We start from the raw sequence: 21,164 nt of genomic DNA, 5'->3' as shown, positions 1-21,164 counted from the left end.
TAAAAAGGATTAGTACAGCAGAAAATTTATCTTTATTGTCGTTACATTCATCACATCTCTGTTAAAAAATTGAATATCTTTATTTACTGCCGCATAGTAACAGGAAAGCTCTGCGACTTCCTTTTAAAAAAATGTTTTCTTTTTTTTACAAATGAGGATGCGACATTACTCTCCCCAGCCTTCGGAAAACATATAACCAACATTTTTTTCCTCCAGAACACAACGCTATCAAACACTTAACAAACAAACAATAATCAGCTAACCTTAAGAAAACATTGGTTGGCTATTTTACAGGTACGTTTGCTTACAACAAGTAAAAAACAGGTAAATAACAATGTTTCCATAAAACATTAAGCGATGAAACAGCAAGCCAGAACGATACCAGGAAAACTGGTAGATTTTGATTATAACAGGTATAGATTACCCACTTTTGTGATGCAATTTAAGCCCTCCGTATATCAGGATGGTGATTGCTTTTATGCGGTATTATCCTTTGAAGAGGAACACGATGTTTCGGGCCTTGGAACCTCACCTGAAGATGCATTGATAGACTGGAATGATAAAGTGTGCGAAATGCTTGCCTTATCAGGTCCTTTACGTACATCATTAAGTATCAAAAACAAATAAGCTGCCGTAAAAACCAGCCATTCCTACCCTTACCTAAATTTATTCTGATGAACCACAATATATCTACCGACCTGGTATTTGATCAGGACTATCATGAGCAACCGAATTTTCTCCGCAATTGCCATTTTGAAATCAAAAGACCCTATGATTGTTCGATGATCCAGCTCCATCACTTCTATTTATTGTTGAGACAGGGAAATAAAGTTTCGCCTGTTGATCTGCACTTAAAGATTTTCAATGCAGCGTTTCTTGCATTCTGCTACAATGGAAAAAAACTGGTCGGCATTTCGGCTGTTAAAAGGCCATGTCCATCGTACCTGGAAGAAGTGTATAAAAAAGCTGGTATTATCGCAGGTATAGACAAACCATTTTTAGAAATCGGTTATTCGTTCACCCGTGAATCAGTTCGTAAAAAGGGAATCAGCAGCACATTAAAACGGATGTTACTCAGAAAAATCAGTGATCATCATGGTATTATATTTTCTACCACAGCAACCCCCAGCAGTCAGCGATTTCTTGTAGCCAACGGTTTCCGGGCAAAAGGGAATCCTTATCAGGGTAACTTCGATAACCATATCATCTACTTTGAACGTACGGCCTAATTAATGTTGATTTATGGTGCATTGGCGAATTGAGCAGCCAGTCAGGGATTCGAAAAAAATATTGTCCGCATCATATATCCGGTTTTGGTTGCTATTATCCGATGCTGCTGCTGAAATGCTTTAAGAATAAGTAAAATGGAGAAAGCAGACAAAATACGCTAAACTGCAATGAGCCATTAACGCTAAAATTACTTCATCTCGCTCATTTAAGAGCGGCCAGGCACAGAAGGGTAAAACTGAAAAAATTTCAGCAATGCACTGAAAAATTTTCATAAAAAATGAAAATTTTTCAGGTAAAACCGTTCGCAAACCTGCCTTGAACGCCCTGGCACAGCGCTTGATTAACCAGAGATGTAACCTTTGAAAGAAGGTTAAAGTGTTAAATTAATTGATTTATAGTCCATTTATTATTAAAACATTAAAAGGAGAAAAAACTATGACATTGGTTAAATTCAATCCGGAAAAAAAGAACAGTTCATTATTGCCAGGCTTTAATGACATCTTCGAATCAGTATTAGGCGATACTTTTTTTAACGACCGTCGCTTAAACAGCGTACCTGCAGTCAACATTTCCGAATCAAATGAAGCTTACCACATCGAACTGGCGGCACCTGGGTTAAAAAAAGAAGATTTCAAGGTATCCGTAGAGCGGGATATGTTGAGCATTTCTACCGGGCAGCATACCGAAAACAATAATGAGGGTAAAACCTATAACAGACGGGAATATAGCTACGCTTCATTTACCAGAGCATTTACCCTTCCGGAAAGTGCTGATGTTGATCGTATCGAGGCCGCTTATACAGATGGCATACTCAAACTTAACATTCCAAAAAAGGAAGAAGCTAAAGCAGTCTCCAGACAGATTGAGATACAATAATTTCCCAAGTGCCGCTACATGCGGCACTTTTTATTTGATCATGTACTCCAGTCTATTTAGAAAAAATACAACAGTTTAGCTATGGAAACCCGTTTCACCATCAATATCAGCCTTCAGGGACCAGGTGGAAAGATCACCTATGGCAAATTTTCTCTTGGCAAAGACAAAAAAGAAGCCAGCGAAATTTTCTCCCTGCTAAAAGGCAACGCAGAAGATACTCCAGGCTGTTCATTAAAAATAGAATTTCTGGAAGAAATTATGGAACTGCCCATTCCTATTGGCACCATAAACTGCTCGCTGGATGAGCTAAAAGAAAATATTGCCATTATCTCCAGAGAAATATTCCGTATCGCCCACCTGGAGAATGGAAATATTGATTATTGATATTTCGTGTGATCGATTCTTGTTAAAAAGGGATATTAAGCTTGCCTCCAACTTTTTTGCTTGATCCTGCTGAAACTGATCTATCTGGCACAAAGGAATATCAGCCAGAAATGCCTGGTAAGGCATTTACAACAGGTTCTTCGACAAGCTACCATTCCCAGACTCCAAGGGAATGGTCGTCATCTCGACCGCAGCAACGCGAAGTGGAGAGATCTTTTAACATAGTTCTCCACTACGGTCGAAATGATACTTCGAGATCCACCTGTCCATTCATATTGATTTTTATACAATAAATTATCCCTCAGGATGACAATTCTATATTTATTAGACAGCCTTTAGTTTTCCATTTCCTTGCCAAAAGCATCAAATTTTTTGCCAGCTATATAATATGTGGTTGTTGAAGCTTCTCCATGTACAGAGGCTACGTCATTGTCTCCTCTGTACATTAATGGTACAATCATTCTGCCGGTTACAATATTTAACAATCCGTTTCGCTGTTTACCTTCAGGCCCCTGTGCATCGGTAATTAGCGTAATATCATTGTATACTGGTGATAAACTTGTATTTGCGCAGGCTACTACCAGCTTTCCGGCATTGTTAATCACTCCCCAATAGCCTGCTTTCGACTTTACAAGTGCGTAATTGCCTACAAATTGCTTGATTACCACATATTCAGATAGATCAGCCTTTTTGTTTTTATTCTTATCCATCAGGTATTTGCCCTTGCCATTGCTCACCAGAAGGGCATCGCCAACATAGTTCGTCTCTAGTGCAAAGGTCCCTTCAGGCAGAAAATTTTTTCCTGAGCGGTTATCCAGTAACTTATATTTTTTATTCCCATCATTCGGATTACCCTCCTGTTCAATAAAGATGAAATTACCTTTACTACCGATTGGCTGGGCACTTCCCTGAATAATTGGCTTACCGGCTAGTGTGTATAAACCAAATTCTCCTTCACTGGTTTTCCCATTCTCTCCTGCGGTAATCAGATAATTTCCTGCAATCCATACGTCATAGTAAACCGGTTTCATGATAACGTTGCCATTTTTATCCATCACTCCATTATCATAGACTTTTGCGGGGTCGATATTTCTCTGTTGAAAAAGAACCAGATTTGCATTTAAAGCACGCTTCAGTACATAACCTTTTAGCTTGCTTTGCTCAAATGGAATCATTTTTTTATTCTTCGCATCCAATCTAAAGTATTCGCATTTTTCATCAGCAGTATACTCCTCACAGGTTCCGTAATAAAATGGATTTATAGCATGAAGGATTTTGAAAGAAGGTTTTATTAACCAACTGCCGTCTGCCTGTACAATTCCATAACCGCTTTGTTTTTCACCAATTCCTATAGAAAGACCAGTGGCTATAATATCCTCACTTCTCAGTGTCACCTGATATTCAACCGTTTTAACAGCCGCAGCATAATAAACCACAATCTTGGAAATATCCTGATAAAAGTGATAATTTGACAATTGGGAATTGGTTTCAGCGGCATCTTTTTCAGTGATTGATGAAGGTAAGGTAGCTTTTAGATCTGTAATTAATTCATCCACGTTTTTATATTTCCCTGCGTCGATCTTCTTCGTTGTAGATTTTAGAACTTCATTAAGTTCGTCCAGAAATTTACGTTTAGCAGCTGAAGGAATTGAGTTAGTAGCCGAACTATTATGATCAATCAATCTGCCTTGCGTATCCATTCCTGCTATTGATAGCAGATATCCCTCAGGCCCGTTATAGGTAAAGGTTGCCGAACCGTCGCCCAGCTGTTTAAGTTTTATAGTACCTTCACCAATTTTTTTCTCTGTCTGTTTCTCATCCAATATCACCTTTTCCATCTTAGTGATATAGGTATATTTTACAGTTGCTTTAAGGCTGTCTATTGGCTTTCTCCCCTTAATCATAATATTTTCATGACTGTCTGCCGATCCAATGTTGTCTTTTAAACTGGAATGGTCATGAAAATATAAACCATGCACTATAAATTCACTTCGTAAAACAGTAGATCCGTCTTTTCCTATAGGATCCTGAATAACGGGGGTATAGCCTGGTTTAAGAGATGTTGTGATAACCGAACCTTCAGGGAAGATCTTTTGTGAAAACTCATAGTGCTTAGCCATTTCATTAAGCGCAGGTCCTATGATTTTCTCCGGGCTAATTGTAAATGCAGGTCCGGATATAACGCCTTCAATAGAAGATGGATTACTACTTTTCGCAGGAGTTATCTCCAGCCGTGTATCCATTAATTTAAAAAGCCCTTCAATTTGTTCGGAATTACTTTTTAATAACTCATTAATTTCTTCCAGACTCTTGCCTTTGAATGCATTAACCATTTCATTAGCTAAAGAGTCATTGGATTTAGATTTGGTTTCCACCTGTCCTGAACAGGAAAAAAGATAACAACAGAAAAAGCAGACTACGGCGTAATTTAGTAATTTCATGGCGTGTTTAGTAATAAGCTTCAGGAATAGCGAAATTCATGCCATGTATGGTTCAGTTTTTGTTGCGATGATTCATCACCGGTTCAAAGTAAAACACATGATTTGTACGTATTATTCCCACTACATTGGGTTTGAAAAAATCGCAGACCTGCTTCAGAAAGAATTCCCTAAAGGGATATTATCCATCAGTGGTCCAGGTGAAGATAAAATAGCGCAACTGGTTATAAAAGGCGGGTTATTTAGTCCATCTGTTACGATTAGAGTAAGCTATCGTGAAAGGGCCTTTCCCTCCTACCAGCTTCCGGAAATTGACGACAGTCCGCTAACGGCAAACTTAAAAGGCCTTTACGGATATATTACATCATTACCGGCATCAAATGAACAGTTGAAACATTTGCTGCTGGCTAAAGTCTCTACTATAAATAGCGAGTTTTCTGTAGAACAGGAACCGCAGGACACCAAAGACATAAAACCACTGCTTCAAAAACTAGCAACTGAGTTTGATGCTATTATATTCACACAGCCAGGCACTTTAATCAGCAAGTCTGACGGACAACACTTTTTAGATAATAATTTAGCTCTAATTCTGGATACTTCAGGAAATTCAGAAATTGAGAAACTTAGTGTTAGTATTGAGTCGAAATATTTTGATAAGGAACAATCTCAATTATCTGATGACCAAATCAGAAGAAAAGAAAGAAGTGAAGCATTACTGAAAGTAAGGAGCATCAAAGTTAATTTAAGTTTACCCTGCATTAATGCTGAAAGTGAAACTTTAATCAGAACACCAAAAGAAATTGCGACCAGGTTATGCGTGCTAGCCGTCACTAATTTTGTTGCAAATAATGTAATACCGGCCGATATTGCAATTGCCTATTTGCAGCAATACGATTTATGGGCACAAACCACACCTGCAGAAAAAGAATTCCTGGGTAATCCTACCGAAGCGCGGAAAAATACGGAAAGTTGGAAAAGCGAATGTATTTACACGCTGATGTGGGCCTTAGGTAAGATTGATGAACTTGATTTGCCTGGCCAACTTTGCAATTTAAATGACATCCCTGAACAAGATTATCCTGTTGGTGCGGAAAAAGACCCCAATACTTTTATCAATTCCATCTCTGAAACAAGATCTGCAGCTGAAATTCTGGACGCAAATGACCTTTACTACAGAATCGACTGGGCTTGTGTAGATGCGAGATTGGCAAACGTCCAACTTGCAGAAGCTATTTCCGGCGTAGTATATGAAAGGCATTACGCCCTAAATTGGCTAATCAGGTATGGAGAACAAGATTGGGACGATGTAAGTTGTGATACCTAGCCTATCCCGGTTCGGTTAAAATTCATCCCCCATCATTCAATTACATAACATTGAAAACTCCTTTGGTATAGGCATTCATTATCACATCAGGAAACCATCAGACCCATCAATCACCTGGTGGGTAACCACAACGAAAGCTGGCCTGCACCATGTTGTCGAAGAAAATATTGTCCGATATCCCCTGTAAATTGTCGTATATAACCCTGCAAATTATCTGGTAATAACGTCATCTTTGTTAAGCAAAGTAAAATTCTAAAATAAAAATAATTGTATGTCAGACAACAGCGTTTCATTACACAGAGTTATTAAAGCATCCCCTGAAAAGGTTTACCGTGCTTTTACAGAGCCTACAGCACTTGCATCATGGATGCCGCCTTATGGATTTCTCGGCATCATTCATGACATGGATGTAAAGCCGGGCGGCACGTTTAAAATGTCTTTCCAGAATTTCACCACAGGAAGTACTAACGCGTTTGGTGGCGAATACTTAGAGGTTGTTCCGAATGAACTGTTAAAATACACCGATAAGTTTGAAGATTCAAATTTACCGGGTATCATCGTAAACACCATCTGGTTCAGAAAAACATCCGTAGGTACAGACCTGAAAATATTGCAGGAAAACATACCCGCGATGATACCCCTGGAGATGTGTTATCTTGGCTGGCAGGAATCCCTTGAAAAACTCATTAAACTTGTAGAGCCAAACATACCAGATGCTTAGCAAACCGGCAATCATGCTTATGGATCAGTTTTTGTTACAGGTTCGACTCTTAAAAACGTACCATGAGATGTAAATTTGCCGGTTTGATGATGATGCTGTTAGCTTCAGCATGTAATCCATTTCCAAAGAAGGATAGCCATCCGGAAGTGCCTTTAATTTCCGATTTACTTCAGGATCAGGGTAAGTTTAAGCTGGTTACAGACATGCAAAATTTAAGTGAAATTATCTTTTTAGAAGATGACAGATTTTTTTTGAAACCAGACAGAAGTGATGCTCCGTTTAAAATAATGGACGTAAACCAACGAATCATTTTTGAGAAAACTTATGACTGGGAGCTACCTTTTTTTATAGATAAAAAGGGTAATCTTTATTTTAATCGTAAAAAATACTTCTATCCGGATTATCGCAAATCCCAGGATTTCAAAAATGTAGTTTTTACAGACAGTCTGAGTGCAAAGTCGGAAGCGCTTAAAATTGAAAATGACAGTTTAAAACGTTTGGCACTTCATCAATATGAAACAGCACTTTTAAAACGATACGGTTACAAACCTTGTGAATATGTAACGGTACATCAGGAACGATGTAATATTTTTGAAATAAAAGATGAAACCTTATTTGTGCGCAATGACTATCTTTTCAACAGTGAATTTTCGAGAACTGCAAAAAACGTAAAAGAATTTGATGATGATGTTTTAGTTCGATGGAAAAAAGGCAGGCTTCCCTCTCCGGTATACATGTCTTATTATAAATTAGGTGACCTTAAGTTCAAGGCGGAGAACTTGGTTCTGCCACAAGTGATTGCCTTGCACGGCATCAAATATCTTTATTCCCCCGGTTTTGGATTGTACAGGATCATAGAGTAATTGCCCTGCCTTTTGCTAATTCTTTAGCATATTTTATATCAAACTATAAAATAATATAGATACGCAATTCTTCGTGCATTTTGGCTGCAATGATTACCTTGTATTCTTATTTCTCATCGTTCAATCCATTATGAAATTACCAGAACAGCCTCTATGACTAAAAAAATATTTACAATTTTTGTGTTATTTATCGTTTTATGCTCTTTTAGAGCAGGTTTTTTCCATCAAACACTAGGCGATTTAGCCGCAATTGACTTCCCTGATAAACCTCAAACCATTGATACCTTAGGGCAACATGTACATCATTATAGTGATTCATCAGGCTTTTATCTTGCCGGTCTTTCTGATCTTAGTAAAAACGGAGCAGGTTTTAGTCACAATGAACTTGACAGCCTTTATTCCGGATTCATTGGAGGAACATTAAAAACATCAAAGGGCGAACTTGTCAGTAAAAAGCCTTACCATCTCGATGGGTTGCAAGGATATGAGATTAAGTATGTAACCAACAATCCTAATTTATCAAATTTACGGTTTAAAAGGATTCTGTTCCTGAACAGTCAAATGCTTTATGTTGACTTCTGGACGGATAAGGATAAAGACGAAGTCTCTAAACCCGCCCGGGAGCGCTTTTTCAATTCCTTAAAGATTACCGCTAATAAGGCGAGCCGACAACAAGGTACTTCCAATATGGGAAATATAGCATTTGGATTAGGATATATTGTTGGCCAAGCGATAGTGTGGGTAGTGCTGGCAGGAGTAATTCTCGTTATTGTTTTCTTTATCATCAATAGAAATAAAAAACGGCCTCTGTAATCGCCTAGCCTTTTCCCATTGAATACTGTTTCCTGATGCGGTATTCAGGCTTCTGCGTAAAAAGATACAAACAGATCAGAAAAACCCACTCTAATGGCTTCATCAGTAAGTATGTTATATTTGATAAGCGTTCATTATTGATTTTTTTTGATAAATTATATCCATACTGGTCTTCAATGCCTGTAAACTTCTTAAACTGTGTTTCGTAAAGAGCCATGTATTTCAAAAACCTGATGCACGGCAACTGGTTACATTTTCGAAGAGGGGCCCGGGCATAAATGCAAGCCCATAAAAAATAAGTAAAACTATATTTTGGCTTACATCAGCGATTTCGGCACTTAACACAAAAGCATTTTGCGAAGCAAAAAATAGCGTTGCAAGATATAAAAACCCCTATTGCCGGTAGAAGGCAGCGTAAAAGATTTGCTTTCGGGGATAATTTGAAGAAAAGATGGGCCAAATCTCCAATGCCATCAGGCTGTTACCATGTCTCCTTTCTTACCAGAGCCTTAATTCTGCGGTTTGTAAAAAAGGGGCCTTTTGTTATTTAATTTTGATCATGACAACCCTGAAAACCATAATTTTAGTATCTTAGGATAATCAAAAAGGGATGATCACCCAAATCGATCCATCTGATTAAAAATCTCCAAAAAGAATATTCCAATTCCACCTTCACCCCACATCTACCCCACGTTTAAGCCACCTTCCGGCCAGGTCTGCTTCGTATCTGCTTGCACACTACTTCACACTTACTTCGGTTGAGCTGTAGCCTTGGTTTAGATGAGCTAGATCAAAAATTTACCTCGATTTCGATTGGCAGGTTCACAATAGCCAAATAAAAGGTAAAGAGAAAGTTAGCCTAAGGTATTGTTGGTCTACAGCTGTGTCGGAGCAGCACGGGGTAAAAGGCAATAAACAGCGGTTCGGGATTTCAGCATAGTGAAATCGTTTTCCAATGAGCGTTGGAGGATTTATGTGATCGTCAGCCGTAAGGACATTACTAATAGGATTAGGCTTAGCCCCCAAAATACCTCAAAGGGAAAGAACAAGGAGCATTCTGCTAAGCTTAGGGAATTTAACCGTAAAATCCAATTATCATTGCTAATGATTTACAGAATTTTAGTTCTATTTTTGCAGCTCTAAATTGCTGATTTATTTAGGAACTCTTTTCTGTAAAAACTATACAGGCTTAATATCAAAAACTTGACGATACAACCTTTAATTGAATATTTTAAAAAGTACCTTCCTCTAAATTCCGATGAAATAATTTTGCTTTCCGAAAGAGTAACGCCAAGGAAAATAAAACGGAGACAGATGATCTTACAGGAGGGCTTTATTTGCAAACATTATACATTTGTTGAGAAAGGCTGCTTTAAAATGTATGGCATTGATGAAAAAGGGACGGAACATAATCTAAGGTTTGCAGCAGAAAATGATTGGGTTGCTGATCTGGGGAGTTTCTATTCGGGAAAACCAAGCAAACTATTCATAGAGGCAATTGAACCTTCTACCATTTTGCAAATTGAGAAGCAAGACTTGCTTTATCTTTTTGTGAATTCACCAAAGTTTGACAGAAACTTTCGGGTGATCGTGGAGGAAAAATTTATTGAACTTCAGACCCGCTTGTTACAAAATTTCAGTTCAAATGCAGAGCAACGATATTTGGATTTTCTTGAACAGTATACCGAGTTATCTTCAAGATTACCCAATGCTCAGATAGCTTCCTATTTGGGCATAACACCTGAATTTCTGAGCAAAATCAGAAAAGATATATCATTAAAATAATAGTTACCCTTAAACTACATTAAGACTATTTATTAAGCTTGTTTATTGGCTGAAGAGACATTTGTAAACCATCTTTGCATTGTATAACAACACAGTTTTACAAGTCAAAAAAATATAAAATGGGAACAACAAAAGAATTCCTCAATCAATTTTTACAATTTATTAATACTGCTGATGAAAATTTGTCTCAACAATTAATAAGTCCAGCTGCGAAATTCTATGTGCCGTTTCAGGCTGATCCGTTGCAAGGGCCTAAAGGTTATCTAACGCTTATAGGAATGATGCGCAGCGGCTTTCCTGATATTCAATGGAGTATTGAAGATATGATCACTGAAAATGACAAAGTAGCCGTTAGATTTACAATGAAGGGAACCCATAAAGGAACTTTCTTTGGCGTACCCGCAACCGGAAAACCGATCGCAGTTAGCGCAATGAATTTTTATCGTTTATCTGACAACCAGATAATTGAAGAAATAGGACAACCTGATTTGCTAGCTTTAATGACTCAAATCGGAGCTATACCACAATAAAACTTTCGTTGCAAAAGTCTAGCGAGATGGTTTTAAATAAAGATCACGAAAAAATTAAAAACTTGAAATCACATGTATAACTAGCACTTGTTCAAGTTCATTAGGATTTAGGGGTATGGTTATTTTAGAAATAATTCTTTATTTTGGTGTTAACACTCAATATCATATCCATGCACATAGAAACACGTAAATTACATTTGATAGAAGAAATGCTCAAAGTAAAGAGTGAAGCTACTTTATCTGCTTTGGAGAAGCTATTAAAGAATAACAATAATAGAACAGTTAAGAAAACGCCAAGCTTAAAAGATTTTTCTGGAATCTGGTCTAAGGACGAGACGGAAGAAATGGAACGTATAATTACAGAATCTTGTGAAACAATCCACGCAGATGACTGGAAGTAATCTATTAGACACTAATGTGGTTATTGAGTTATTTAAAGGCAATCCAACAATTACAGCGTTTCTTGAAACCTTAGGGGAGGAAATAAATATTCCTTTTGCTGTATTAGGAGAACTATATCTGGGTGCTTACAGATAAGCTAACCCAAAGAGCACATTAAACAGATCAACTCAACTCTTTTCTAGAAAGGTGTAATGTTCTTATTGCTGATGAAGAAACAGCAAATCACTATGCCTTAACCAAAACTGCCTTGTTGCAAAAAGGTAAGCCAATACCGGAGAATGACATGTGGATAGCCGCAGTATCAAAGCAATTTGACCTAAAGTTACACACCAAGGACAAGCACCTTAAGGAAATAGACAACCTGAATTTAAAGAGCTGGTAAAGTATTATTAATTATTTATCCCCCCAACTTTTTTGCCTGATCCAAATTATCAAATATTAATATATTTGAAAGATGAGAACTTGATCATCAGGTACAGGTTATTGACTAAATGCACTATTTTTATTTGTATTGTCGCCCCCTATATAATCTATAAGCCATTTATTATCAGTTTTTGTCAATTGAAAAATCATATTAACATTTCTCTTAAAATTTATCCCAACTAATGCCTTATTATATATGACTAAAATTTTAGTGATTTTTAATGTCCCTATATTTTCTAAAATTTCTTCTGGTTCGAACGTGTTGAGTACGATATCCTGGTCTAAACCTTCAATTTTGATTAATTCCCCATCTTTAGGCTTATCCCCAAGAAATTTTTCATAATAGTTGAAATATTCTTTTAATTGCTCAATATATAATTCCGAAATTAAGCCACTATGCCTAAAATTATTATAATAAAGTTCTAAACTATCACGATCAAAATATCTTTTTCTGTCTCCCGTTCCGTCATATCTGGGTACGAAATAGTATTCTCCTAACTTTTCTTCTTTTCCCTCTTTATGCCATTTTAGAAACTTAACTATGGTGCCCTTAATAGCTTTGTCATATACTTGGGAGTAAGATTTGTTACATGTGAACAATAAAAGGACAAATAATATTAGTAGATATCTCATTTTTTTTATTTTTTTATGCTATTACGAACTTGGGTGACAATATAATCATGCATACCCGGATAATTTCTATAGTCAGTAACAGCTGTTTTCCCTGTGATTTTTCCTGTAGTAGAATTATAATAAAGTCGGTTACTGAAACTTGCACCCGTAGAAGGGTTATTAGTTGCGTTATCTACAAATTGTAAAAATTTTCCTTTTTCGTCAGTCCCCATTCCTACAACAACAACAAAATGATCTGTTGAGTTATCTGGATTTGCTGCTGGGGCACCCGATCTATTGTCAACACCTATTAATACTGGGATTTTTTGTGCCAATGCACTAATTATATAACTCAGCGCCTTTTTTGTTTCAGCTAAGTCAACACCTGTTGATGTTTTATATATTTGAAATGTTTGGCTCCATGGTAAATAACAGTTTGGACCGTTTTTTGAAAGAAGTCGTCGTGAAAACATTTTCATTCCTCGTTATATATAATGATCTGTGAAAAGAATGTCCGAAATTTTTATTTCATACCGGAATAATGGATCATCATCCAGAATTGAAAACTCATCTACCACTTCGTTTAAAATATCTCTACTTAACCAAATTGCTCTAATTGAGTTTACGTTACTGCATCTATATATTTCATCGCAAATTTCTGATTCATTGATGTTAACGTAATGAGGTACTTCATATTCATATCTACTATGAGCTAATTTTGCACTATGTTGATACACCGAAAAATAATTAAAAACACTTAATTGACATATAAATCTTTTTTCTTCACTTATTTGAATAAGAAATCTTATACATCTATCGTGATTAAAAAAATGGGTAAAGTTTTCCATTTTAATATTTGGGAAGCTATTACTCAGGTTACTTAAAAAAATAGTTGAAGCATTTGGGTTCTCCTTCTCAAATTTTTTGATTTGCACATTAATATTTTCAGTAGTAGTTATAGAACCCTGATCATAAAAAAAATCTCTTTGAAACTGATTTTTGATTATCTGATAAATTTTTTCTTTTATATTATCCATTTATTGACAATTTGTTCCGGTTACCGATGTATGAGGAGGCGTTTTCCCTGTTAATCTAGCACTTACTCTTGCACCGGGTATCACTGCCCCTAGTTGTATTTGCATTAATTTAGCCACCGATTTACCTAAGGTACCAGATTTTATAAGAATTGTTAGTCCTTTTGTTCCATAGCTTCTTTCAAGTCCTATCATTGTAGTGTTCGCAGCTAATGCAGCTTCTTTTGCAACTATCGCATTAGGAAGATCACCAGGCACTCCAACTGTCAAATCAAAACTCCCAGTAGCATATATGCTTGCTGTTGTGATAAGATCCCAAATGTTTTCCAAGTAACTTTCTGGTAGTACATTAATTGTTAAATCCTTTACCGCTGTTTCTTTCCATCCTCTAGAGTTGTGACTGGGATCTGGTATGACAACAGTTGAAAATAAAAACCCCACCTGAAATTATTTCAAAGCCATAATTTAAAATAAAAATTTACACAACTCTCCATGTCCCTAATAACGCTTATCTGTCATAGTCCATCCGTTACAAATACCTACACCAGAATAAATCCTATTTATTCTTAGGTTATGTTATGCAACGGCCTCCAATTCCAATAAGGTATGGGAATTGGTGAGTGTGCCGAGTTAAATGGATTTAATTGCATCTGCTGTAATCGGAAAGCCCATATCGAAAACACGTTAATGAGTATAATAAACGGCATTCTACAATTGGTTAAAATGGGTGTTCAACACCTTGATCTCTTCTTTAGAACCGATAGCCCAGGCCACCCTTTGCATTCCATCGCTTAGGGTCGCAATTCCGATTAGTGGCCATCTCCGCACGGTTTCTCTACAGTAATCCTTAGATAAACAGGAACAGCACCTTTAAGATAGTTTTTTGGTTTCTTCAGGTAGAAGAGCAGACTGAAATTAGTTTTCATAATCGACTGATTTAAAGTTAACAAAGTTAGCCTTGCAGTCTAATCGTATCAAGTCGTTAAATGATTTAACTTTTTGTAAGTCAATAACTTACGTTGTTTTTAGTGAGTATACCACTTTATAAAACTACTCACCGAATCACTCACTTTTTTTATGCGATTTATTGCATATTTTGGGTTTTCCGGTAAAACAAAAAAAAGCTTGCAATCATTAGATTTACAAGCTTTTACGTAGTTTTGATACTATCTTCTGTGATCCCGCTGGGATTCGAACCCAGGACCACTACATTAAAAGTGTAATGCTCTACCAGCTGAGCTACGGAATCATTTTCTCCCTTTCGAGGCTGCGAAGTTAGGAATTAAATTCATTCTTGCAAAAGGTAAATCCAAAATATTTAATAGAAAGTTAACAATAACTAAATAAAATGGAGTTAAATATTTAGGAATCATCAGGTTAAATGCGAATAAAAAAATCATTTTTTCTCCTTTTCAGTTAACTGATTCCAAGTTAATAAACCTCTTAAAGAAATATGTATTTAACCTGCCTAAAATCTCTTAGAATCGTTATTATCCTTTTACCATAAACAACCGAAAAGCGAATTACCAGCAATACACATTACCCTAATTTTTATGAATTTGTAGCTGATTAGCAATCGACATTCCCCTTGGTTGTAAGGAGAATAATGATTTTTTTATTTTTATAATTATTTTCACTTTTACATATATACTTCCTTTACCCTAATGAATATTGAAAATATTTATGGTGAAGATAAATGGGCTACGCTTGGTGGTTTCTCGCCAATTATTACAGTCTTTAGGTCTTACCATGCACTTACTCCAGAAATGGAGGAAATTATTAACTGTTACACATTCCCTGTACGTTTTGCTAAAAACAAACATATCGCTTCGCCATTAAAATACAACCGCTACATTTTTCTTATTCTGGAAGGAGCAGTACATGGCTACCTTAAAATGGGAAATAAAAAGATTACCACCTGGATTGCTGCAGAAAATGAATTGGCAGGAACCATCAGGAATTTATGGGAGAATGAAAGCTCTGATGAGTACATTGAAACAATAGATCCGGTATTTGCGATTGCGATTCCGCATGAAATGTCGAAACTGCTTTACGAAAATTTTCCTATCGCAAACTATGTTGGTAGAAAGATGACTGAAATTTATTTTCAGGGAGCATCTGAGAGAGCCTATATCTGCAGGCTTCCTACCGCATTAAAACGCTACCAAAGGTTCCTGATTTCTTACCCACACCTGATTAACCGTGTACCATTAAAGTACGTGGCCTCATTTACGGGCATGAGGCTCGAAACATTGAGCAGAATCAGGAGCATGATTTAACTGAAACCGCAAAGAAGTATCTTCTAAATTGATGCGTAAAACTTTTGCGTAAAAAGATGTATTGCTAAAAAATCAAATCCAACCTATATGTTCATCTGTTAATGATAAAGCAGCAATAGCCATTATGTTAAGCATATACTAACATAATGGCTATCGTTACAATTAAAACTTTAATTTCCTTAAGTCCTTTAATTATATTGGTGAAGCGTTAACCTAAAGGAAATGAAGATATTATTTTTTCAACTCATTTAAAATAGCTTTATTCAAACTGGTTAACGTCTTCTGCGCAGGTTTAAGCAGTTCAAAAACGACAATTTCATTCTTTCCTTTTTTAAGCCATTCTGCTGGCAGATAAATGGTTTGTTGCGGTCCGATACCCCAATATTTACCTAAATTATGTCCGTTAACCCAAACCAGTCCTTTCCCCCATTTGCGCATATCTAAATAAGTATCGGCAACTTTTGTTAAATTAAAGGTAGCTGATTTAAGTGCTGCTGCAGATTGACTACTTACTTTAGATTGCATTTTTTTGGTATCTATTTTATCAAATGGCAATGGATACATTTTCCACAATTTAATTTCTTCTCCATTAAAAGTTACGTTTTTAGTAATCCCTTTATTATTTTTAAGTAAGTAAGGGCCAAAATTAATTCTCCCCATGTTTTCTACCAGGATATCCAATTGCACATGGCCAACAGGAAGATTAAGCATCAAACTATCCTGGTAAAGTCTTCTGTCTAAAACACCTACAAGTTTTTTATTGATATATACTAATCCGTAATCGCGCAGCTCGTTGATTTTAATAACACCTTTGCGTCCGCCTTTTATTGTACTGCTGTACAATACAAAACCATAGGGCTGGTTAAGGGCTTCGAAGGTTAGTGGTTGTTCATTTAATTTTGGTTTTCCAATCAGGCTAAAAATATCGGTTGATTTGGCAAATGTAATTGCAGGCAATGCCGCTGCTGGCTTAGCGCCGGGTACATCAGGAAGTATCTGGTTTGCAGGCAGATTCTTTTTAATCGCTTCGCGAAAAAGCATAAATTTTGCTGTTGCATTACCTGCTTCATCTAAAGGTGCATCATAATCATAACTACTAATCTGTGGTTCGTAAGCTGTAGAATCATTAAAGTTGGCCCCGTTCATAAAACCTCTGGTTGTACCACCATGAAACATATACATATTAATAGAAATTCCACCTTTAAGTGCTGTATCCAGCTTATTGCCGTATGTTTTTGGATCTACCTCATGGTGTTTTGTACCCCACCAATCGAACCATGCCGGATACCATTCTGGTACAAAATAAGGTCCGGAACCATTGTTATATTTATTAATTAATGTTCTGATCTGAGCTGGATTATCGATACCATTTACGCCTGGAAGCAAGCCCGCCAAATGACCGCCTTCCAGTGCCGGAACCGGATCGCAGGTGGAAAGTACACCATCAAAACCGGCATCTTTAAACAGCTGAGCATTAATTTTCAGGTATTCTTTGTCATTTCCATAAGAACCATATTCGTTCTCCACCTGCACCATTAAGATATTGCCACCGTGGTTAATTTGCAAAGGTGCTAAACGTTTACCGATCTCTTTAAGGTATTCTTTATATTCTTTTAAATACTGTGTTTCTTTACTCCTAACCTGCAAACCTTTAATATTCTGTAACCAAAATGGATAACCGCCAAATTCCCATTCGGCACATACATACGGACTAGGGCGAAGCAATACCCATAAGCCTTCTTCTTTTGCAATGCGCACAAATTCGGCAATATCATTATTACCAGAAAAATCAAACTGATCTTTCTGAGGCTCGTGCACATTCCAAAACACATAGGTACCAATCGTATTTAAACCCATGGCTTTAGCCATTTTCATTCTGTCGCGCCAGGCTTCTCTAGGTATACGGGGATAATGCATTTCTCCCGAAATGATCTGAAAAGGTTTATTATCGAGCAGAAAAACAGAGTCTGCAAGTTTAAAAGTGTGCTGAACTTGTGCGAATGCACCAAAGCTGGCAAAACAAGTAATTAAAATTACTTTAATCATTACATGTTTTAGGGTAGGTTTCATTTAGGATGTGTTAAATATTAAAAAATCAAAAACATAGTTTTCCCATATCGGTTTATAAAGTGCTTTTCAGCTCAAACAAATAGGATGGGATTAAAAAATGAGGTGTGTTATCATTTCAAATCAATCAGGTTTAATTACTGAGTACAGTGGTAACAGATTTAGCCGGAATACGAACACGTTTGGTATCCTGGTATTGTTTATAGGGTGATAAATTATATTCGGCTGAGGTAACATAAGTTTGAACAAATTTTTGTTTATTCCCCTTTACCTCAATATCCAGATCAAGATCGTTTTCTGTAGGGTTAACTACTACTGTTACGAGCTTTTTATTTTGCAGATAGGATGATACATCAACCTGAGGTACATTTACCCCGGATGTTTTAACCTGAAGGCGTTTACTCCCTGGACTAACAAAACGACTATAATTACCGAGGGCCCATAACATTTTACTATCATAAACCTGCCCATCTGTTTTATTTTTGTCGATATAAACCAAACCATCCTTATAATCGCTGGCTGAGATGCCCAGCCACCACTGCCATGACGTAGCGTTTGATAAAACCAGGTCGTGATGGATTAACCGGGCGATAAATAATGCAGGAGCCATACCAAGGTCGCGCTTTTCTCCTTTCATTAAACTATCGCCTAAAATGCAATATTCAGACATCCAATACCTTAAACCTTTTATCTGAGCTACTGCCGCTCCTGTTTTTTTTCGCACAGTAATAAACTTTTGCTCCGGACTTGTTGTAAAATAGCTATGGCCGGAAATAGATTGATCTATGCCCGGTAGGTTGCCGACATAATTGGGTGATGAAGGATTAAAGAACTGATATACCTGGTTTCCTTTTACACTATTGCCATTATCGTATAAATAATCGAGCTGGCCAGCCTCTCCTATTTGTATTTTGGTTTTAACCTGATTTTTAACAAAGGCTTCATTAATACCCCTGTAAAGTTGAGCAAGTTCGTTATTGTTATAAGGACAGCCTTCCTGGTTGTGTTCATTCCATTTCCACTGCGGCTCATTAGCAGGGCTAAGGTAATTTAGCGCTATCCCGGTTGTTTTTTTTATTCCGTTGATGGTAGTTACAAGATCGGCAGCAAATTCCGGAAGTTTTTCAAAATTCAAATTGCAATTGCCATCTGTAGAATAGGCTTTCCCATTTTTGGTAAACAGGACATGCGGACTGTTTACAAAGCCGATAAACTGTTTCACTCCCCGGGTTTTGGCTGCTTTTAAAAACCAGACTTGCCCTGGCATCGCGTTCCAGTTATAAGTACGATCTGGCTGCAAAAAAGCATATTGACGACGCCATTCGTCGCCAATATTGCTTGCCTTACCTTGGGCGGCACTACCGCCACCTATACTGAAACGCCAGATGTTAAGCCCGATACCAAGGGGCTGCCCTTCTTTTGTGGTTTGGGTACTAAAAAGCAAATCAGCCATCTTATCCTTTTTCTCTGCAGGCCATAATCCGGCAAACTGACAACTCCAGGCATCAGAAGCGCCAAAGCCTTCTATAGTCTGAAATGTGCTGGCAGGATCAATTTCTATTTTCAGAATAGTTTCTTGTGCAAGAGCTGTTCTGCCACAGAAAAATAAGGCCAGGCAGATAAAAAAACTGTTAATATGTTGATATGACTTTACCATGTAAAACTTAATTTCTATTTATTGTAACCAGGGTTTTGCTCCAATTTACCACCTGAAGCTAAAATTTCGGCTCTTGGTATAGGTAACCAATAGTGTTTGGTTTCAAACTTGCGCCCGTCTAAAGCAACCTTAGGTGTATAAGTAAACCCACTGCCTGTTTTGGTAATAATCATTCCGCCAGCAGGTTTGTTTTCGGTTACATCGGCAATTTTCCATCTTCTTACATCATAAAAGCGATGTTCTTCAAAAGCGAGCTCTACCCTGCGCTCATAACGAACAGCATCACGCATTTGTGTCTGCGTAAGTCCAACAGCCAGTTCAGGCATATTAACACCTGGCCTTGCCCTTACCATATTAATGGCTTGCCTGGCCGACATGGTCGATCCGGCAGGAACAGCGTCAGGTCCGTAAGCTTCGTTAGCCGCTTCAGCATAGTTAAGCAAAATTTCTGCATATCTAAAATAGATCCATGGCTGAAAACCTGCATTACCCCAGGGGTTTTGCAATGGATAGGCATCATTCATAAATTTTTTGAGGTAATACCCGGTTTTGCTGGTATTCCAGTTATCATTTCCATCTTTACTGTCTTTTCCCCCAGGAATAAAAGTTTCTACATTACGCTCGCGATAAGCTGCTCCATTGTATAAAATGGTTGCGGCAAAACGCGGATCACGACCTTTGTAAGGTTCATTGATGTCGTAACCAGAATTAGGGTCGCTAATGGGTTTCCCGTTGGCCATTTCATATTCATCAACCAGGTTCTGCATTGGTAAATTTCCGCCCCAGCCGCCATAACCGTTTGGTCCGTTGGCAATTTCTAAGTGGGTATGATTGGCATTTTTGGTAAACAACCTTGCAAAAATAACCTCATTGCTTTGGTCAGTTAAAAACAAGTTCGCATATCCACCGGTATATATTCCATATTTATTTAAAGAAATAACTGCCTGCGCTGCTGTAACAGCCACCTGCCAGGTACCTGCATTATACAACGGACTCGCTGCATATAACAATAAGCGCGATTTGAGCGCTAGTGCCGCACCTTTGGTTGCCCTTCCTACCATCCAGCTTCCGCTATTATCTAAAGGTAAATCTGCTGCAGCCTGGTCAAGCTGTGCAGCGACATAATCTATACATTCTTTAATCGAGGCGCGTTGAAACAATGCCGGATCCTGCAAATTATCAGTTAGGTTGGTTACCTTATCGCCCATTAAAACTACGCGGCCATAGTTGCGAATTAAATCCTGGTAACGGAAAGCCCTTACAAATTTAAGCTCTGCTACCAATTGTTTTTTATGCGCGGCGCTCATTTCAATTTTAGCAAGCACACCAAGCGCATAATTACATTCTCTTATACTTCTGTAACTCCTGCCCCAATATACACCCGCACTTCCTAAATTTTCAGGTTCCAACTGTCCTCTTTGGATTAACCAGGTAGCATCGTCGTTATTATAAACAGATTCATCGGTAAAAGAACTCCACATGCTATACTCGAAACCTCTGCCAAAACCCGGTGCAGAGCCATCCGCTTCTTTGTCCTGCAATCGGGTACCAATGTATCTGTTCGTTATAAAAGCTTCCAATACCGCAGTATCTGTTTCTACAGTGGTGGTTGCAATACGATCTGTTGGTTCTACATTTAAAAAATCTTTCTTACAGCCCACAATACTCATGGAGATAAGAGACAGGCCTAAAAGTGATGTATATATTGATTTGTTATTCATGGTGT

At 37.4% G+C, this 21,164-nt stretch carries 22 protein-coding genes and 1 tRNA gene; 13 read left to right on the top strand and 10 right to left on the bottom strand.

Annotation, left to right across the window (positions count from 1 at the left end):
- Nucleotides 1-357 precede the first annotated feature (357 nt).
- The 4 genes from FFJ24_RS06585 (at nt 358) to FFJ24_RS06570 (ending at nt 2,490) form a co-directional block, all read left to right on the top strand.
- Nucleotides 358-627 (top strand): hypothetical protein, encoded by a 270-nt coding sequence (locus FFJ24_RS06585; RefSeq protein WP_121283211.1) that lies wholly within the window; start codon nt 358-360, stop codon nt 625-627.
- A 47-nt stretch (nt 628-674) separates the two neighbouring features.
- Nucleotides 675-1,229, top strand: a complete 555-nt coding sequence (locus FFJ24_RS06580; protein ID WP_138823676.1) for a hypothetical protein — start codon at nt 675-677, stop codon at nt 1,227-1,229.
- Between the two features lie 436 nt (nt 1,230-1,665).
- A complete protein-coding gene (locus FFJ24_RS06575) occupies nt 1,666-2,106 on the top strand; it encodes an Hsp20/alpha crystallin family protein (RefSeq protein WP_138823674.1) in 441 nt (146 codons plus the stop codon).
- 81 nt (nt 2,107-2,187) lie between these two features.
- The gene (locus tag FFJ24_RS06570) at nt 2,188-2,490 is read left to right on the top strand and encodes a hypothetical protein (RefSeq protein ID WP_138823672.1); all 303 of its coding nucleotides are present in this window, start codon (nt 2,188-2,190) and stop codon (nt 2,488-2,490) included.
- Between the two features lie 335 nt (nt 2,491-2,825).
- Here the strand turns inward: FFJ24_RS06570 and FFJ24_RS06565 are convergent, their stop codons facing one another.
- Nucleotides 2,826-4,931 (bottom strand): hypothetical protein, encoded by a 2,106-nt coding sequence (locus FFJ24_RS06565; protein WP_138823670.1) that lies wholly within the window; start codon nt 4,929-4,931, stop codon nt 2,826-2,828.
- On the opposite strand from FFJ24_RS06565, the gene FFJ24_RS06560 reads away from it, so the two are divergent.
- The 4 genes from FFJ24_RS06560 to FFJ24_RS06545 all read left to right on the top strand — a co-directional run bounded on the left by FFJ24_RS06560 (nt 4,930) and on the right by FFJ24_RS06545 (nt 8,649).
- On the top strand, nt 4,930-6,252 hold the full coding sequence (locus FFJ24_RS06560) for a DUF4272 domain-containing protein (protein WP_210419477.1): 1,323 nt from the start codon (nt 4,930-4,932) through the stop codon (nt 6,250-6,252). The genes FFJ24_RS06565 and FFJ24_RS06560 overlap by 2 nt on opposite strands.
- A gap of 271 nt (nt 6,253-6,523) precedes the next feature.
- Complete coding sequence (locus FFJ24_RS06555; RefSeq protein ID WP_138823668.1) at nt 6,524-6,973, top strand: SRPBCC family protein; 450 nt, start codon at nt 6,524-6,526, stop codon at nt 6,971-6,973.
- 203 nt (nt 6,974-7,176) lie between these two features.
- On the top strand, nt 7,177-7,836 hold the full coding sequence (locus tag FFJ24_RS06550) for a hypothetical protein (RefSeq protein ID WP_138823666.1): 660 nt from the start codon (nt 7,177-7,179) through the stop codon (nt 7,834-7,836).
- A gap of 153 nt (nt 7,837-7,989) precedes the next feature.
- Nucleotides 7,990-8,649: a hypothetical protein gene (locus tag FFJ24_RS06545; protein WP_138823664.1), complete on the top strand. Its 660-nt coding sequence runs from the start codon at nt 7,990-7,992 to the stop codon at nt 8,647-8,649.
- Nucleotides 8,650-8,653: 4 nt separating this feature from the next.
- Here FFJ24_RS06545 and FFJ24_RS06540 read toward each other — a convergent pair whose 3' ends face one another.
- Complete coding sequence (locus FFJ24_RS06540; RefSeq protein WP_138823662.1) at nt 8,654-8,866, bottom strand: DUF6688 family protein; 213 nt, start codon at nt 8,864-8,866, stop codon at nt 8,654-8,656.
- A 722-nt stretch (nt 8,867-9,588) separates the two neighbouring features.
- Between FFJ24_RS06540 and FFJ24_RS26750 the strand changes: the two genes are divergently transcribed.
- From FFJ24_RS26750 to FFJ24_RS06520, 4 genes are all read left to right on the top strand, one after another.
- A complete protein-coding gene (locus FFJ24_RS26750; RefSeq protein WP_371716975.1) occupies nt 9,589-9,792 on the top strand; it encodes a DUF5712 family protein in 204 nt (67 codons plus the stop codon).
- 60 nt (nt 9,793-9,852) lie between these two features.
- Nucleotides 9,853-10,434, top strand: a complete 582-nt coding sequence (locus FFJ24_RS06530) for a Crp/Fnr family transcriptional regulator (protein WP_138823660.1) — start codon at nt 9,853-9,855, stop codon at nt 10,432-10,434.
- A 119-nt stretch (nt 10,435-10,553) separates the two neighbouring features.
- On the top strand, nt 10,554-10,964 hold the full coding sequence (locus tag FFJ24_RS06525) for an ester cyclase (RefSeq protein ID WP_138823658.1): 411 nt from the start codon (nt 10,554-10,556) through the stop codon (nt 10,962-10,964).
- Nucleotides 10,965-11,134: 170 nt separating this feature from the next.
- Complete coding sequence (locus FFJ24_RS06520) at nt 11,135-11,365, top strand: hypothetical protein (RefSeq protein ID WP_138823656.1); 231 nt, start codon at nt 11,135-11,137, stop codon at nt 11,363-11,365.
- Between the two features lie 481 nt (nt 11,366-11,846).
- On the opposite strand, the gene FFJ24_RS06510 is transcribed toward FFJ24_RS06520, so the two are convergent.
- The 5 genes from FFJ24_RS06510 to FFJ24_RS06490 all read right to left on the bottom strand — a co-directional run bounded on the left by FFJ24_RS06510 (nt 11,847) and on the right by FFJ24_RS06490 (nt 14,684).
- Nucleotides 11,847-12,422 carry a hypothetical protein gene (locus FFJ24_RS06510; protein ID WP_138823653.1) on the bottom strand — a complete coding sequence of 192 codons (576 nt, stop codon included), beginning with the start codon at nt 12,420-12,422 and terminating at the stop codon, nt 11,847-11,849.
- Between the two features lie 5 nt (nt 12,423-12,427).
- Nucleotides 12,428-12,880, bottom strand: coding sequence for a hypothetical protein (locus FFJ24_RS06505; protein ID WP_138823651.1), 453 nt, complete (start codon nt 12,878-12,880; stop codon nt 12,428-12,430).
- Between the two features lie 6 nt (nt 12,881-12,886).
- Nucleotides 12,887-13,438 (bottom strand): hypothetical protein, encoded by a 552-nt coding sequence (locus tag FFJ24_RS06500; RefSeq protein ID WP_138823649.1) that lies wholly within the window; start codon nt 13,436-13,438, stop codon nt 12,887-12,889.
- Nucleotides 13,439-13,876 carry a hypothetical protein gene (locus FFJ24_RS06495; RefSeq protein WP_138823647.1) on the bottom strand — a complete coding sequence of 146 codons (438 nt, stop codon included), beginning with the start codon at nt 13,874-13,876 and terminating at the stop codon, nt 13,439-13,441.
- A 735-nt stretch (nt 13,877-14,611) separates the two neighbouring features.
- Nucleotides 14,612-14,684: transfer RNA gene (locus tag FFJ24_RS06490), tRNA-Lys, on the bottom strand.
- A 415-nt stretch (nt 14,685-15,099) separates the two neighbouring features.
- On the opposite strand from FFJ24_RS06490, the gene FFJ24_RS06485 reads away from it, so the two are divergent.
- Entirely contained in the window at nt 15,100-15,714 is a 615-nt protein-coding gene (locus FFJ24_RS06485; protein ID WP_138823645.1) for a Crp/Fnr family transcriptional regulator, read from the top strand.
- Between the two features lie 231 nt (nt 15,715-15,945).
- On the opposite strand, the gene FFJ24_RS06480 is transcribed toward FFJ24_RS06485, so the two are convergent.
- The 3 genes from FFJ24_RS06480 to FFJ24_RS06470 form a co-directional block, all read right to left on the bottom strand.
- Nucleotides 15,946-17,784, bottom strand: coding sequence for a beta-galactosidase family protein (locus tag FFJ24_RS06480; protein ID WP_246862758.1), 1,839 nt, complete (start codon nt 17,782-17,784; stop codon nt 15,946-15,948).
- A 130-nt stretch (nt 17,785-17,914) separates the two neighbouring features.
- Nucleotides 17,915-19,438, bottom strand: coding sequence for a glycoside hydrolase (locus FFJ24_RS06475; protein ID WP_138823642.1), 1,524 nt, complete (start codon nt 19,436-19,438; stop codon nt 17,915-17,917).
- Nucleotides 19,439-19,452: 14 nt separating this feature from the next.
- Nucleotides 19,453-21,159, bottom strand: a complete 1,707-nt coding sequence (locus FFJ24_RS06470) for a RagB/SusD family nutrient uptake outer membrane protein (protein ID WP_138823641.1) — start codon at nt 21,157-21,159, stop codon at nt 19,453-19,455.
- Nucleotides 21,160-21,164: the final 5 nt, after the last annotated feature.

It is taken from the genome of Pedobacter sp. KBS0701 (genome assembly GCF_005938645.2).
Lineage (GTDB): Bacteria > Bacteroidota > Bacteroidia > Sphingobacteriales > Sphingobacteriaceae > Pedobacter.
The sequence above is the reverse complement of the archived record's forward strand: the minus strand, read 5'-3'. Positions and strand labels throughout refer to the sequence as shown.